Genomic DNA, 14174 nt, shown 5'->3' with positions numbered 1-14174 from the left:
TTAAGTTCGCTACGCTCCCTACTTCCCTGCGCCCCCTTGTTTGGCACCCTCCTCCAACATAAAAACCGGCTCTTTTCCCCCTCTGCTCTTTCCTTTTTATAGAACTTTGCCTCTCCTCAACGCTGCACACGATCCCTTTCTTGCCCGCCTCATTCTTGTTTTGCCCTCCAGCAGACGCTTTGTCTTCATTCCAAGCACCCTTTCTTCCCCCTCCTTCAAAGCAATTTCTGTCCTTAGATGAAAACCTATCCCAACACTCTTAATTTGCTGTACCATCTTCTCCAAAGCCTCATTAAAACGGCTAATTTCATTTTCAAGCTTGCAAATATACGCTTCATCACGATAAGCCCGTTTAATCAAAGGAGGCATATCCGGCCAATAGAGCATTAAATCCACCCATTCGCGTTGAGAAATCCATAATCCCCCTTGACATTGTGCTTTATGTTCTGCTGGAAAATTCTTTTGCATGAAATGAGGGATCAAAATTTCAGGTTTTTTTGTTTTAATTTCTAATAAGCCATTTTTTCCCACAAAAGCATCGGGGGAAAATCCTTGTCCACGATCATCAGCCAAAACAAAGCCAATACATTCAGGTTCTGTATGTGTAAGTTCCCCATAAAGCTGTCGTGCGATTGGTTCTAATTCTGTTCCACGTCGCTGAGAAAGCGTTGTTCCTTCCTCAACGGTTTTTCCTGTAATTCTTTCTCCCGCCAATTTCATCATCACACTCTGATAGCGTGACGTTTTTTGCCCCTGTTTTTTTTGTGCCATAACCATCTCAAACAAAGAAGCCGTAATCAAACCATTACGCACTTTCTGCCATTCTTCTGTTCCTTGAATACAATCGATAATAATTGGCATGACCTTTCTCCCCTTCATCTTTAAAGTGTTTTTTGCAATATATCCTCTTTGAAACATTCATATTTTTAAAGCCTGTGTCCCTCACACGGACTAAAGGCGACAACATCCTTCAATGCATCCTTCAATATTGCGCCGCTGAAAACACAAAAACTGCTGCCCCCCTCAACATCCCCCCTCCGCAATTTCTCATATATAGGCTCTTTTCTTCATGCCCCCCTTTCCCATGTCGGCTAAGAAAACCCCCGCAAAGCTCCCCCCTAAGCTTCCCCTAAGCTTCCCTTCCAAGAACGAAAGCATAATGCACACCATTGTCACCGCAATGAAAAAGCACTTGGGCCCTTTCATTGCGGCGCTCCCCCAGCACGCACCACAAAAGCTCCCAAAATCCCCCCGTTTGTCCCAATACGTCTAAACAAGCTTTAACGACTCCCCCGTCAAACACCTTCTTCCATTTTCCAGCATGCTTTACGTATCATTCCAAGCTCCCTACTTGCGTACCCCGAAAACACAAAAACCGGCTCTTTTCCCCCTTGAACGTGCCTTTTTATAGGTTGGAACCTGTTTGTACTGCTGCTTCTCTTCCCCCTAAGCCTTCATTTTTATTTTCCAGCATGCTTTACGTATCATTCCAAGCTCCCTACTTGCGTGCCGCAAAAACACAAAAACCGGCTCTTTTCCCCCTTGAACGTGCCTTTTTATAGGTTGGAACCTGTTTGTACTGCTGCTTCTCTTCCCCCTAAGCCTTCATTTTTATTTTCCAACATGCTTTCGTGTCACTCCAAGTCACTGAATGACGACCTGCCCCACCATTGCCTTATCCCCCAATGAACCAGCCAGCAACTTCCCCCCCCACACACAAGCGCCCGCAATTTCTCATATATAGGCTCTTTTCTTCATGCCCCCCTTTCCCATGTCGGCTAAAAAAACCCCCGCAAAGCTCCCCCCTAAGCTCCCTTAAGCTTCCCTTCCAAGAACGAAAGCATAATGCACACCATTGTCACCGCAATGAAAAAGCACTTGGGCCCTTTCATTGCGGCTTCCTTTTTCAACCCTGCTATTGCACGACGGAAAAATCATGGCGGCAATATTCTTCCTCCAATTTTTTTGCCATAGACTGAGCCACCTCTTGCGATATAAAAAGTATAGCGTTGTGTTTTTGTGGTTCGAGTCTGATTAAATTTCGCATATTTCCAGCATAATAAAGTGGAATCCCTTGATAAGAAGTCTTGAGATAACTTGGCATGTTTACCACCAATAATCTGTCAAGACATCACATGGGCGTAAACGATGCTGTTTTTCATAAGAGCCATAGAGATTATCTTCATAATCGCAAGCCGCTCTTTCATTTAAACAAGCATGATAAGCTTCACTATTCAAAATGAAGGGCTGCAATTGTGTATTTTCTTCATTCATTTCATGATTTTCGACATAAAAATCAGCGATTTGTTCCGTAACATCTTCAGCATGAGAAGTTGTCAGATCGAGTCGTAAAACTCTATAAACAGTTTCACATTCTTCAATCAGTTCGAGCACTTCTTCGATTTCGTCGATTGGTCCTTCATAAGTACAAGGATTTTCCTCTTCGCATAAAACGATAATGATTTCATCCTCTTTAACGAATGAAATATTTTTCATGATTTCCCCCTTTAGATAGTTGATAAAGCATAGCCTTGTCTTGACAAGACTAAATATAGCGTTAGTCTTATCTCCTCTATAGGAGAGATGTCAACCATTTTATCCTTCATAAAAGATATATTTTAAATATCTACGGGGTTCAAATGACATATGTAAATAAAAATCTATTATTCTTTGTTCCTCTCATGCCCCTTTGTTGTTCTCTATTTGTTCTTACAAAATTGCAATTATAAACACACAGGAGAGATAAAATGAGTGACATAATATTAATAAAATACTGGAGTCGCCTTGATTCAAAAGCACAGAAGGAAGTTATTTTGAAGCTTCGTCAATTGGCCGCCGCAAAAGAGTCAAAATCGCCTGTCTCTCTTGCGGAGAGAGTTTCGAAATAAGCTCTATAAATTCTTTATCTTCAGGGCTAGCCCCTTTACCATAAAGAATATAATTCATACTGATATTAATTTCGTGACAAATTCGCGAGAGAGATTCGATTGTTGGTTCTTTTCCTTCAGAAAGAATAGAATGAAGGTACCCCGCGCCTTTACCGGCAGCGAGGGAGATAGATCTTTTTGACCGCCCACTTTTTTCCAAAGCGATTCTTAATCTTTGACGCCAACCATCGATATTCATAATTTCACCATATAGCGCGTCTTTTTAAAAAAACACGTCCTTTTTATAAAACGAGCTTGCATTATCCTCTAAAAAGGATAAAATTAAGGAAACAAATTTTACTTTTTCGGGGGAAATTTTTTTATTTTTGGATCATAAAAACACTTTAACCACCCTACAGGATATAAAAGACCACTCTCCAAAGCTTCTGCCCAAAAGCAAGTACGTTGAGAATGTGTGGTATTCTTTATTTTTTCCATCACCGCAATCTTAAATCGTAAGTTTGCATGCTCTTCAAGCACAGCCAATCATTTATAAGCGTCGTAAAGAAGCCTCTAGTCATCATCGAACAGAGCCAAAAGCAACACAAGTTAAATCCTTATTTGAGCTTTTATCATCAATAAAAATGTATAAAAAAGAAGAAAGTAGATTGCAGTATGAAACACGCTAATCAACAAGAAACTCCTCATTATGAATCGTCTAGGCTTCCATATGTTTGTTGGTATCAAAATGACTTTCTAGGAGGTGTACGTGGGATGCGCGCACACGAAATTGGAATCTATACGATTCTTCTCAATGAAATGTATGCCCGTGGACGACCTTTAGAAATATCGAAAGAACGTTTAGCGCGTCTTTGTGGTTGTGACAAGCGAACTTTTGTTAATGTTTTAGAAATGCTCATCCAAGAGGGTAAGATTTTAAATTTAGCCAATGGATTATGGAACAAGCGTTGCGAAAATATTTTTCAAGAGCGTGAAAAATTGCTTGAACAAAAATCCTTTGCGGGTCGTTCTTCGGCAAAAAAACGCAAAAAAATCAATGCAGAGATGCAACAACTGCTTAACGAAAGTCCAAAAGATGCTGCACAAAGCTCAGAAGCTCAAAAGACAGAAGAAAAGGAAACACCTTACGGTGTTTTAGAAAAGAAAATTTTGTTTGATGAGACAGAGTCTTGTTTTTCCTTCGAAGAGAACTTTGAACAAAGCGATCATCCATCCTCCTCATCGGCTATTGATTCACCTCTCTCTTCCCCTCCACAAGAAGAAGCGGAGCAAAAAAACGCCCCCTCTTTAACTGCTCCCCAAGCCGAGTTTACCTCCGCCCCTATCGCGCAAATTGTCACGGGGGAAAAAACAAAATCCGCCACCACTCTTCCCCCCAGCAATCTTTCTGCCTCCATCCCGCTTTGCACCAACAAAAAAACCACTTCCTCAGTTGCCAAAGGGCACCGTCTTCCTGAGCATTGGCAAGCAGACATCAAGGCGGCAGTTTCAGAAGGTTTGAGTGAAAGCCAAGCCCATTGGCAAGAAAAGAAGTTTCGCGACTATTGGCAAGCCAAGAGCGGCAAAGAAGCTCTCAAAGTAGACTGGCAAGCCACATGGCGCAACTGGTTTCGCCGTGAGATCGAACGGCAAGAACAGCAAAAACAGGGAAGCTCCTCATCTTTCATCTCTGAGAACAACGACACCCTTTACCGCAGTTTGATCAACTATAATGACAATTTTTGACATCACAAAAACAACGTATTTTTCAAGCACGCGCGGGGATAAAAATGTTTCAAAACCACAACAGCATCGGACAAAATAACACAGAACAAAACAAAGGGCGGCAAAACAACACTTGGATAGGCGATTCACACAGCAAAACGCGTCAACATCGACCATTTTGCTCTCATCACAAAAGCGTTTTCCCCACACAAGGACATCCACAGGCACCCCAACACAAGGCACCCAACAGGACTCCAGCATGCACCACACCCTCACAGGCATCCGCCCCACCTTCTTGCATCCTTCCTCCTTTCCGCCTTCCTCCTTTTCTCAAGGCGCCACTTCCCATGCTCTTGGCAAACAAACACCAACAGAGCCATTTCAGAAAAACTCAATGAAAAGCAAACTCTTTGGCAACAAACCCACCCCCTCCACACAGGCACCCCAACAGGACACTCCAACATGCACCACACCCTCAGGCATCCACCCCACCCTTCTTGCATCCTTCCTCCTTTCCGCTTTCCTCCTTTCCTCAAGGCACCACTTCCCATGTTCTTGGCAAACAAACACCAACACAGCCATTTCAGAAAAACTCAATGAAAAGCAAACTCTTTGGCAACAAACCCACCCCTTCCACACAGGCACCCCAACAGACACCCCAACACAAGGCACCCCAACACATGCCCCAACAGGGACACTCCAACATGCACCACCCCAACACAAGGCATCCCAACAGGACACTCCAGCATGCACCACACCCTCACAGGCATCCGCCCCACCCTTCTTTCACCCCCTTCCTCCTTTCCTCAAGGCACCACTTCCCATGCTCTTAGCAAACAAACACCAACACAGCCATTTCAAAAAGGTTTGAGTGAGAGTCAAGCCCTTTGGCAAGCCAAGAGGTTTCGCGACTATTGGCAAAAAAAGAGCGGCAAAGAAGCTCTCAAAGTAAACTGGCAAGCCCCATAGCACCACGGGACTTTACGATCAGATCGAATGGTGAGAACAGCAAAAACAGAGTCCTCACCTCCCACATCTTGAGAAAAACGACAATAATATCACGAATGATCATGAGCACAATTTTTGAAATCAAACAAAAACTTATCTCACAAGCCGATAAAATAGTAGAAATGCTTCTTCCCCAAGGGCACAAACGAGGCAACAATTGGATTGTAGGCAACACACGTGGTGAAGCGGGTCAAAGTTTATCGATTTGCTTAAGTGGTAGTAAAGCAGGACTTTGGTATGATTTTGCAGAAAGCACAGGAGGAGATCTTTTAGACCTTTGGTGTGAAGTCAAAGGCATTAGCCTCTCTCAAGCCTTAGAAGAAGCACGCGCGACTCTCAATTTGACACGCCCCAAACCCTTTATGGCGCCCCATCGTTCCTATCGCCGTCCACCGGTTCCTACAGGGCAGAGCCCGCAGAATCTTGTAAAAACCTATCTCCATGAAGAACGCCGCATTCCTCTAGAGATTATAAAGCGTTACCGCATAGGAGAAAATGGCGAAAAAATCATTTTCCCCTTTTATAAACCCGACGGCACCCTTGCTTTAGTCAAAGAACGGCTTGCGCAAACGGGAGCAAAAACCAAACCAACAGCCTCCCAATGTGAACCGATTTTATTTGGTTGGCAAGCCCTTTACCCCACAAACCACCCCTCCACGCACACATCCCAGCAGGCAACCCAGCACACACCTCAGCAAGTATTCCAACACACACCTCAGCAGGTACCCTCAACCAACCCCACCTCTACACAGGCACCCCAACACACACCTCAGCAGGTACCCTCAACCAACCACGCCTCCACGCAGGCGCCCCAAAACACCGCCTCAACCAACCACGCCTCTACACAGGCATCCCCGCACACATCCCAACAGGCAACCCAGCACGCACCTCAGCAGGCACCCCAAAACACACCCCAGCAGGTACCCTCAACCAACCCCGCCTCTACACAGGCATCCCCGCACACATCCCAACAGGTAACCCAACACGCACCTCAGCAGGTACCCTCAACCAACCACCCCTCCACGCAGGCACCCCAAAACACCGCCACAATCAACCCCGCCTCCACACAGGCACCCCAAAACACCGCCACAATCAACCCCGCCTCCACAAAGGCATCCCTGCACACATCCCAGCAGGCATCCCAACACGCACCTCAGCAGGCGCCCCAAAACACCGCCTCAACCAACCACGCCTCCCCGCACACACCCCAGCAGGCACCCACGCACGCGCCCCAACAGGCGCCATTCCCCAATTTTTCTTCAACAAACCGTACCATTGTTATCACTGAAGGAGAAATTGATGCGCTATCCTTAGCCGCCTATGGATATCCGGCGGTTTCTGTTCCCTTTGGAGGAGGCAGTGGAGGAAAACACAACTGGATTGAAAATGAATTTGATCATTTAGAATCTTTTGAAACGATTTTTTTAGCCACCGATATGGATCCGCCCGGAGAAGAAGCAGCCCGTGAGATTGCCAGCAGGCTTGGACGCCACCGTTGCTACCGTGTCCGTTTACCCCTTAAAGATGCCAATGACTGTTTAACCGCAGGGATCGATAAAGCCACCATAAAAGCTGCCTTTTCCTCAGCACAAAGCTTTGCACCAGAAGGTTTACGGCGCGCCTCAGACTATAAAGATCAAGTGATTGGGCTTTTTTGGCCAGAGCCTGAAAAACATCTTGGTTATACGGTTCCCTATCCTAAACTGAAGGACAAATTGCATTTCCGCCCAGCAGAATTAACGCTCTGGAGTGGTGCGAGTGGTGCAGGTAAAAGCCAATTATTATCAGACTGTATTCCCCATTGGATTGCACAAAAGAGTCGCCTTTGCTTAGCGTCTCTAGAAATGAAAGGAGAACAATCACTTCGCCGTTTAACCAAACAAACGGGCGGCTTAGAACAGCCTACAAAAGAAACGATTGAACGGATTCTTCATTTTTTAGACGAAGGGCTTATTCTTTATGAGCATGTTGGCAAATCGAGCGTAGATACCTTGCTTGAAGTCTTTGACTATTGCCGTGCGCGCTATGGCTGCGATCAATTTATCATCGACAGTTTGATGCGGCTTGGCATTGCCTCTGATGATTATGCAAGACAAGAACAAGCGGTTTATAAAATGGTTGATTGGGCTGTTTTAAACAATGTGCATATTCACCTTGTCGCCCATGCTCGCAAAGGCGGTCTGGATAAAGATATCCCCAGCACAGAAGACATTAAAGGCGCCTCAGAAATTGGTGCCAATGCCTTTAATATCATCACCATTTGGCGCAATCGGTCGTTGGAAGATAAAATCTTTGCCGCCTCTCTAGCACAAGAAAAAGCAGATTTAGCAAAACGCCCAGGCGTTATTATGAATATTGCCAAACAACGTTCTGGTGATTTTGAAGGCAAAATAGGGCTTTGGTTTGATCCCCAAACCTACCGCTATCGCTGTTCTTTTGAACAATCATTCCCTCGACGTTATCTGTAATACCCCATAAACCCCACTCTCTTTAAAAACGCCTCCGCCTTCACACGCGCACGCCTTGCTCCCACAGAAACAACAGGAAGGATCAATCCACAAATAATGAAAAACACCCAATCCTTCGCAAACCAAAGCCAGCTCAACCCCATATTCTCTGCTCCCAAAGGCAAACAAAAAAAGATCGCTCCAGCAATGGCGCAAAACACCAACCCCTTCAATAACCACAAACAACGCGTCACCACTCCATTTTGTCGCCCCCTCATATGCAAAATCAAGAACCACTCCAACAGTACAGCAAACACGATCCCCATCAAGGACAATAGTCCCCACGGTATGTCCATACTCTCCATCCCCAAAAGAGCTAAAAAAAGGACGACTCCTAAAATACCGTAAAACAGCACTTCCTTCAAAAAGAGGGAAACACCAAAAATACAATAAAACGCCGCCCGCCACCACGGAATATCGAAGCGCTTGGAAAGCCTATAAGTACCAATAACGACAACAATAAAAAGGTAGGAAAACACCAACAACAGCAAAAAAACACCAGCTACCTCAAAAACCAAGCCCATAGAACACGCGCACACCTTATACCCTGATAAATCAAAGGAGAAAAAAATCCAACAATAAAGGGCAACACCCTCTCATCCGAGAACCAAAGCCAGCTCAACCCTAGATTCTCTGCTCCCAGACGGGTAAAACAAAGGAGAGTACCCAAAATGCAGGAAAACAGCACAAAATTCAAAACACGCAACGACCTCTGTAACACCGTATCACTTTGCTCGCGTATAAAGAACCCCAAGAGCACTTTCAACAATACAGACAAGAGCAAAACCTTTAAGAATACCGCCCTTATGCTATCCATATCTCTGACACCCACAGCAGCAAACCACAGGATAAAGCCCATCATGCAACAAAACATAACCGCCTTTAAGAACACTTGCCAAGCAACAGGCATGCTCTTGACGCCCAGATGCACCAAACCAAGGACAGTTGCAAAAATGCAAGAAAACACCGCCCCCTTCAAGAGCAGCTCCCCGTCAACAGCGCGACGACCCACGCCCACATAAACAAAACCAAGATAGGTGGCAACAACGCCATAAAGCACCACCCATCTCCAAAACACCCACTCTGTAACAGAGCGACGCTTTGCTCCCTTATAAATAAAAATCAAGGCCAGAGCAAAAAAGCAGCAAACCCCCAACAACAGCTAAAACATCACATCGTTCGACATCAAATACCCCTCACAGAAAGAACATCAAAGACCACGCCCGTGGAAAAGAAAAATGCTCATTTTTTTAAGCACCACCCCAACAGTACACGCACACACCGTACCCCCTCCAAAGCAAAAAAAGGAACAGCTCCAACAACGCAGCAAAACGCCAGCCCCTTCAAAAACATGTCCCGCGCAACCACCATACGCCCCGCTCCTTCATAAGTAAAAATCAGAGACCATGCCAAAAATGCAGCAAAAGATCAATCCTTTGCAAAGAATGAAAGCCTAAACCCAAGACGTTTTGCCCCTAGACAAATAAGCCCAAGGATAAGACCAAAGACAACGCCAAAAAGAATGTGAAAGACCCACTTGTTTGAAAACCACACCTGAGTCAAACCAAAGTGCTCAGCTTGCCCATAAACAAACTTAGAGACAGCGATAATAATGAAGCTCAACGCCAAATTTTTTAAAAAAGCCTTCCTTGTAACCCCGAAAAACCTCATTGCCGCATAAATAGAAACAAAGACAAGAGCAACAAAGCAGAAAAACCCCAACAACAGCCAAAACATCACATCGTTCGACATCAAAGACCCCTCACAGAAAGAACATCAAAGACCACGCCCGTGGGGAAGAGAAATGCTCATTTTTTTTAAGCACCACCCCAACAGTACACGCACACACCGTACCCCCTCCAGAGCAAAAAAAGGAACAAGTCCAATAGTGCCCACAAACACCAACCCCTTTAAAAACATGTCCCGCGCAACCACCATACGCCCCGCTCCTTTATTAAGTAAAAATCAGAGACCATGCCAAAAATGCAGCAAAAGATCAATCCTTTGCAAAGAATGAAAGCCTAAAACCAAGACGCTTTGCCCCTAGACAAATAAGCCCAAGGATAAGACCAAAGACAACGCCAAAAAGAATGTGAAAGACCTAACTGTTTGAGAACCACAACCAAGTCAAACCAAAGTGCTCAGCTTGCCCATAAACAAACTTAGAGGTCACGCCAACAAAGAATGCAAGCACCCCACCCTTAAAAAAGTCCTTCCTTGTAAACCCGAAAAACCTTATTCCCGCATAAATAGAAACAAAGGCGAGAACCAAAGGACAGAAAAGTGCCAACAACTGCAAAAACATCACATCGTTCGACATCAAATACCCCTCACAGAAAGAACATCAAAGACCAAGCCCGTGGGACAGAAAAATGCTCATTTTTTTAAGCCCCCCAACAGTACACGCACACACCGTACCCCCTCCAAAGCAAAAAAAGGAACAAGTCCAACAACACCGCAAAACACCAGCCCCTTCAAAAACATGTCCCGCGCAACCACCATACGCCCCGCTCCTTTATAAGTAAAAATCAGAGACCATGCCAAAAATGCAGCAAAAGATCAATCCTTTGTAAAGAATGAAAGCCTAAAACCAAGACGCTTTGCCCCTAGACAAATAAGCCCAAGGATAAGACCAAAGACAACGCCAAAAAGAATGTGAAAGACCTAACTGTTTGAGAACCACACCTGAGTCAAACCAAAGTGCTCAGCTTGCGCATAAACAAACTTAGAGCTCACGCCAACAAAGAATGCAAGCACCCTACTCTTAAAAAAGTCCTTCCTTGTAACCGCGAAAAACCTCATTGCCGCATAAATAGAAACAAAGACAAGAGCAACAAAGCAGAAAAATACCAACCACGGCAAAAAAACCAAATCATGCGGCATCAATATCCCCCACAGCAGTAAAATTACAGGTAACGCCCATCATGCAAAAAAATGCCAATCCTTTCAAGAAGCAAATCCACGCGAGACAATACACTTTTCTCCCATACAGCCTCCCCTATAAACCCCTCTCCTATAAAACAATGACAACACCCACAGAAAGCGACCCCTCACCCTTTTTTTGAAACTTCCCCTCACGCAAAAAGCAGACATAAAAACGTATCCCTCAACAAGCATACAACAGCACAATCCCGTTTCTTTGCATAAACATAAAGAAGCAAACGATAATTTTTAAGGAGATGCTATGACCCATAAGCAGAAAAAAAATATGCAAACCTGCCCGCTTGATCATCAAAATCAAGAAAAGCACATTGGTCATTTAAAGACGCAAGAAATCCCTGTTGAAACGCGTAATCCTTATTTTAAACCCAATCATCGAGAAAGTTCCAGCAACCCGCGCACCATCAATGCCATTGCCAATGCACAAAGCCATCCCATTGCACTTTTATATGCGAAAGGACATCTCAGCAAAGCCCAATATAAAGCGGCAGAACGTTTTTATTTTTACTGGCGTCAAAGCCAAGCCGATCTCCACATGAGCCTTGACTACACCCGTGAAAAGGTTTCCTGTAGCCAAGGGTACATACACCCCATTGAACGTCAAATAGAAGCCTCCAATCATTTAAGAACAATCAAAGTTCAACTGGGTATTCTTGGCTATTCACTGCTTGAACGCGTTATCGGCCATGGACAAGCGATAAAAGAATTAAGTTCTTCAAAACGCAAACAAAACTCCCTTGCCGATCATTTACGAGATTGTTTAGACTTGCTCGCATTTCATTGGGGATATGCAAACCATAAACATTTTGAATAATCCCCCTCCTCGCCATTTTAAGCGGCCTCCCATGTTGCCCCCGCCCCTCTAAAGAAACCTCCCCCACACGGGCTCAAGCATTGAGCAGCTCTCGCCCCCATTTTCATTACCTTGCCCCCCACACCCAAAAGGACAATACTTCACCCCCCACACATACTTAAGATACACCCCACACTCTTAAAAACAAAAAGCCTTCCCCCATATCAGTCCTATAATCATGAGGGGCTCTTAATTCGTTTTTGATTGAAGAATATTATCAAGATGCTTGCATGTATCATAATATTTTTAAATATAGTTTAATTAATATCGAGTCTTAAAACAAATATTCAATTGAAAAAAGTATTAAGTTTTAATGCAAAATGACAAAATTTTTTGTAAAAAGTATTTTTTATATTGCTATTTTTTCAATTCTCTGCTAATTATAATGTGGTAGGTTCTTTAAGTATGATTTTTTGTATTTAGTACGGCCTTTTGAATTTATTCTTTTTTGACACGTCCTGCGAGTCAATGTTAAAATTCTCCTGCTCTTTGGTCCTCTAATTGCGACGGAGGACTTTTTTTTATAACTGTACTTTTTTATGACTGTATTGTCTTAAATCACTTCCTTATGAGCTTTGTTATATTCCTCCATAAGGTCTACCCGCAAAATAGATCATTCTTTTGTCAAATTGACTTGCGTTTCATTCTCAAAGAACAAAGATTCTTAACTCAATCTGATTTACAAACAGCTTGGATACACTTCTCTCTTGGCTTCCATTTCCTCTTGGCTTCCATTTCCTCTTGGCTTCCATTTCCTCTTGGCTTCCATTCAGGGATTTTCAGCTAAACTCAAGGCGCAACAGAAGCTTGCTCTGTCTTAAAGATTCACCACGCCCTTAAAAAAACACTTAAAACATATCCAAAGAAGCCTGCTTCATATCACCAAACTTCAAATGACAGTGTTTTACGACATAACAGAATGACTTAACTACTGGATAACTTTCTTTATCGCATAGTCCACCAACAGGTTGATGTATCACGATAATACTTTGATTTATAATAATAATTTCCAGTTATCCATATAAAATTTAAGAGACCCGGATATCATAGGGATTCTCTCATTTTAAATTTATTTCATGTTGCATCAATCAACACCTTGTCTTTTCCACATTACAAACATGAGAGACATATGAAATAAAACACTAGCAAGATAAAGAATCAAAATGCCTCTTATGAACACGCTCAAGAGCCAAAGGCTGTCATCACATGAGGCGCGAATAGTATGATAGTGCAGGCTTTCCCCTTATGAGATTTTAAAGAAGGGCTTATCCACTTCGCAAGAGATTTCTCCATTATCCCATTCATCAACATCCCCATTCATCAACATCCCCATTCATCAACATCATTGTGATGATAAGACAACATAATGTTTTTTAAACAAGTACGTAAATGTGCAACACAAATATATTCTATTTAGAACATTCTGTTTTACATGATTCGCGTAAAACCCCATTAAAAACAAAATCTCTATGAGAAAAAATCTAAAGCGTGAGGATAAAAACATGAAGCAAGCGTGATTCCATTCAGCTATTGCTCTTTAACCGTCAAACCAAATAAAAATAGATCCGGCCAAATAAAAATAGATCCAGAAAGTATGTTAATCTTCCTACCTTAAGAGATAAGCTAAGAATATAGACAACATCTCTCCTAACATTCCCCTTTTTCTAGCATCGCGTAAGAATCAAAAGTTATACAGCTTATTTTGTCATATTATAAAGCACTGTTTTTTTAAGGCGGTATTGAAGCAGTTAAAATAATTGAAGTGTTTAGCCAACGCCATTAGCAAAGCTAAAAAAAACAAACTGTTGAAAAGCCGTGCATATCTTGTGTAAACACAAAAAAAACAAGAAAAAGGCACAAAAATATCTTAATTTTTATAAAAATGCTCAGCGTCTTTTACGATTGTATTGACGAACAACCCTTATCACATAATCATCTTAAATATTGAGAATAAAGAATGAATAGCCCTCGCAAATACAGCAACCTATCAATAAAAATATAAAAACAAATCTTTTGGTTATCTCTGTTTCTTATGGAATATGCCTTTCCCTATGGATGCACTTTAGCCTCCAAAGAGTGCGTTCAATCCATGGAAAGGATGCACTCCAGCCCTTAAAGAGTGCATCCTTCCCCTCAACGGAAACTGCCGAACCCTCATAAGGCAGTATCCAATCCATAAGAGGATGCACTCTAGCCCTCAAAAGAGTGCATCCTTCCCCTCAACGGAAACTGCCAAACCCTCATAAGGCAGTATCCAATCCATAAGAGGATGCA

General features: G+C 43.2%; 15 protein-coding genes and 1 pseudogene. 4 read left to right on the top strand and 12 right to left on the bottom strand.

Annotation, left to right across the window (positions count from 1 at the left end; translation table 11 throughout):
* Positions 1–96: 96 nt before the first annotated feature.
* From ACFIK3_RS05940 to ACFIK3_RS05925, 4 genes are all read right to left on the bottom strand, one after another.
* The gene (locus ACFIK3_RS05940; RefSeq protein WP_375676392.1) at positions 97–861 is read right to left on the bottom strand and encodes a lambda exonuclease family protein; all 765 of its coding nucleotides are present in this window, start codon (positions 859–861) and stop codon (positions 97–99) included.
* A 1054-nt stretch (positions 862–1915) separates the two neighbouring features.
* Positions 1916–2104: a hypothetical protein gene (locus tag ACFIK3_RS05935; RefSeq protein WP_273790850.1), complete on the bottom strand. Its 189-nt coding sequence runs from the start codon at positions 2102–2104 to the stop codon at positions 1916–1918.
* Between the two features lie 2 nt (positions 2105–2106).
* Positions 2107–2496 carry a hypothetical protein gene (locus ACFIK3_RS05930; protein WP_273790851.1) on the bottom strand — a complete coding sequence of 130 codons (390 nt, stop codon included), beginning with the start codon at positions 2494–2496 and terminating at the stop codon, positions 2107–2109.
* A gap of 312 nt (positions 2497–2808) precedes the next feature.
* A complete protein-coding gene (locus ACFIK3_RS05925; protein ID WP_273790852.1) occupies positions 2809–3126 on the bottom strand; it encodes an XRE family transcriptional regulator in 318 nt (105 codons plus the stop codon).
* 416 nt (positions 3127–3542) lie between these two features.
* Here ACFIK3_RS05925 and ACFIK3_RS05920 point away from each other — a divergent pair, with 416 nt between their 5' ends.
* The gene (locus ACFIK3_RS05920; RefSeq protein WP_375676391.1) at positions 3543–4613 is read left to right on the top strand and encodes a YdaU family protein; all 1071 of its coding nucleotides are present in this window, start codon (positions 3543–3545) and stop codon (positions 4611–4613) included.
* Between the two features lie 360 nt (positions 4614–4973).
* On the opposite strand, the gene ACFIK3_RS05915 is transcribed toward ACFIK3_RS05920, so the two are convergent.
* Positions 4974–5333 carry a hypothetical protein gene (locus ACFIK3_RS05915; RefSeq protein ID WP_375676390.1) on the bottom strand — a complete coding sequence of 120 codons (360 nt, stop codon included), beginning with the start codon at positions 5331–5333 and terminating at the stop codon, positions 4974–4976.
* 6 nt (positions 5334–5339) lie between these two features.
* On the opposite strand from ACFIK3_RS05915, the gene ACFIK3_RS05910 reads away from it, so the two are divergent.
* Both ACFIK3_RS05910 and ACFIK3_RS05905 read left to right on the top strand, forming a co-directional pair.
* Positions 5340–5561, top strand: a complete 222-nt coding sequence (locus tag ACFIK3_RS05910; protein WP_375676423.1) for a hypothetical protein — start codon at positions 5340–5342, stop codon at positions 5559–5561.
* Between the two features lie 101 nt (positions 5562–5662).
* Positions 5663–8065: pseudogene (locus ACFIK3_RS05905) on the top strand (toprim domain-containing protein); the annotation flags it as partial.
* Here the strand turns inward: ACFIK3_RS05905 and ACFIK3_RS05900 are convergent.
* The 7 genes from ACFIK3_RS05900 to ACFIK3_RS05870 all read right to left on the bottom strand — a co-directional run bounded on the left by ACFIK3_RS05900 (position 8059) and on the right by ACFIK3_RS05870 (position 10651).
* Complete coding sequence (locus ACFIK3_RS05900; RefSeq protein ID WP_375676389.1) at positions 8059–8631, bottom strand: hypothetical protein; 573 nt, start codon at positions 8629–8631, stop codon at positions 8059–8061. The pseudogene ACFIK3_RS05905 and the gene ACFIK3_RS05900 sit on opposite strands and share 7 nt — an antisense overlap.
* Complete coding sequence (locus ACFIK3_RS05895) at positions 8610–9170, bottom strand: hypothetical protein (RefSeq protein WP_375676388.1); 561 nt, start codon at positions 9168–9170, stop codon at positions 8610–8612. Before ACFIK3_RS05895 ends, ACFIK3_RS05900 begins: the two co-directional genes overlap by 22 nt.
* Positions 9171–9349: 179 nt before the next feature.
* Positions 9350–9520, bottom strand: coding sequence for a hypothetical protein (locus tag ACFIK3_RS05890; RefSeq protein WP_375676387.1), 171 nt, complete (start codon positions 9518–9520; stop codon positions 9350–9352).
* 15 nt (positions 9521–9535) lie between these two features.
* Positions 9536–9859: a hypothetical protein gene (locus ACFIK3_RS05885; protein WP_375676386.1), complete on the bottom strand. Its 324-nt coding sequence runs from the start codon at positions 9857–9859 to the stop codon at positions 9536–9538.
* A gap of 24 nt (positions 9860–9883) precedes the next feature.
* A complete protein-coding gene (locus tag ACFIK3_RS05880; RefSeq protein WP_375676385.1) occupies positions 9884–10045 on the bottom strand; it encodes a hypothetical protein in 162 nt (53 codons plus the stop codon).
* A gap of 163 nt (positions 10046–10208) precedes the next feature.
* Positions 10209–10427, bottom strand: a complete 219-nt coding sequence (locus tag ACFIK3_RS05875) for a hypothetical protein (protein ID WP_375676384.1) — start codon at positions 10425–10427, stop codon at positions 10209–10211.
* A 56-nt stretch (positions 10428–10483) separates the two neighbouring features.
* On the bottom strand, positions 10484–10651 hold the full coding sequence (locus tag ACFIK3_RS05870) for a hypothetical protein (protein WP_375676383.1): 168 nt from the start codon (positions 10649–10651) through the stop codon (positions 10484–10486).
* A gap of 640 nt (positions 10652–11291) precedes the next feature.
* On the opposite strand from ACFIK3_RS05870, the gene ACFIK3_RS05865 reads away from it, so the two are divergent.
* On the top strand, positions 11292–11861 hold the full coding sequence (locus ACFIK3_RS05865) for a hypothetical protein (protein ID WP_273790862.1): 570 nt from the start codon (positions 11292–11294) through the stop codon (positions 11859–11861).
* Positions 11862–14174 lie beyond the last annotated feature (2313 nt).

Origin of the sequence: Bartonella sp. CB10SXKL (genome assembly GCF_042195515.1) — a bacterium.
Classification (GTDB): Bacteria; Pseudomonadota; Alphaproteobacteria; order Rhizobiales; family Rhizobiaceae; genus Bartonella.
This window is presented reverse-complemented; position numbering and strand designations above follow the sequence as displayed.

What these genes read in the sequence shown, in the direction of transcription:
- ACFIK3_RS05920 (WP_375676391.1), top strand. Translation starts at nt 3,543, where the DNA reads ATGAAACACGCTAATCAACAAGAAACTCCTCATTATGAATCGTCTAGG.
- ACFIK3_RS05885 (WP_375676386.1), bottom strand. Translation starts at nt 9,859, where the DNA reads ATGTCGAACGATGTGATGTTTTGGCTGTTGTTGGGGTTTTTCTGCTTT.
- ACFIK3_RS05930 (WP_273790851.1), bottom strand. Translation starts at nt 2,496, where the DNA reads ATGAAAAATATTTCATTCGTTAAAGAGGATGAAATCATTATCGTTTTA.
- ACFIK3_RS05865 (WP_273790862.1), top strand. Translation starts at nt 11,292, where the DNA reads ATGACCCATAAGCAGAAAAAAAATATGCAAACCTGCCCGCTTGATCAT.
- ACFIK3_RS05935 (WP_273790850.1), bottom strand. Translation starts at nt 2,104, where the DNA reads ATGCCAAGTTATCTCAAGACTTCTTATCAAGGGATTCCACTTTATTAT.
- ACFIK3_RS05940 (WP_375676392.1), bottom strand. Translation starts at nt 861, where the DNA reads ATGCCAATTATTATCGATTGTATTCAAGGAACAGAAGAATGGCAGAAA.
- ACFIK3_RS05875 (WP_375676384.1), bottom strand. Translation starts at nt 10,427, where the DNA reads ATGTCGAACGATGTGATGTTTTTGCAGTTGTTGGCACTTTTCTGTCCT.
- ACFIK3_RS05900 (WP_375676389.1), bottom strand. Translation starts at nt 8,631, where the DNA reads ATGGGCTTGGTTTTTGAGGTAGCTGGTGTTTTTTTGCTGTTGTTGGTG.
- ACFIK3_RS05910 (WP_375676423.1), top strand. Translation starts at nt 5,340, where the DNA reads ATGCACCACACCCTCACAGGCATCCGCCCCACCCTTCTTTCACCCCCT.
- ACFIK3_RS05880 (WP_375676385.1), bottom strand. Translation starts at nt 10,045, where the DNA reads ATGGTGGTTGCGCGGGACATGTTTTTAAAGGGGTTGGTGTTTGTGGGC.
- ACFIK3_RS05925 (WP_273790852.1), bottom strand. Translation starts at nt 3,126, where the DNA reads ATGAATATCGATGGTTGGCGTCAAAGATTAAGAATCGCTTTGGAAAAA.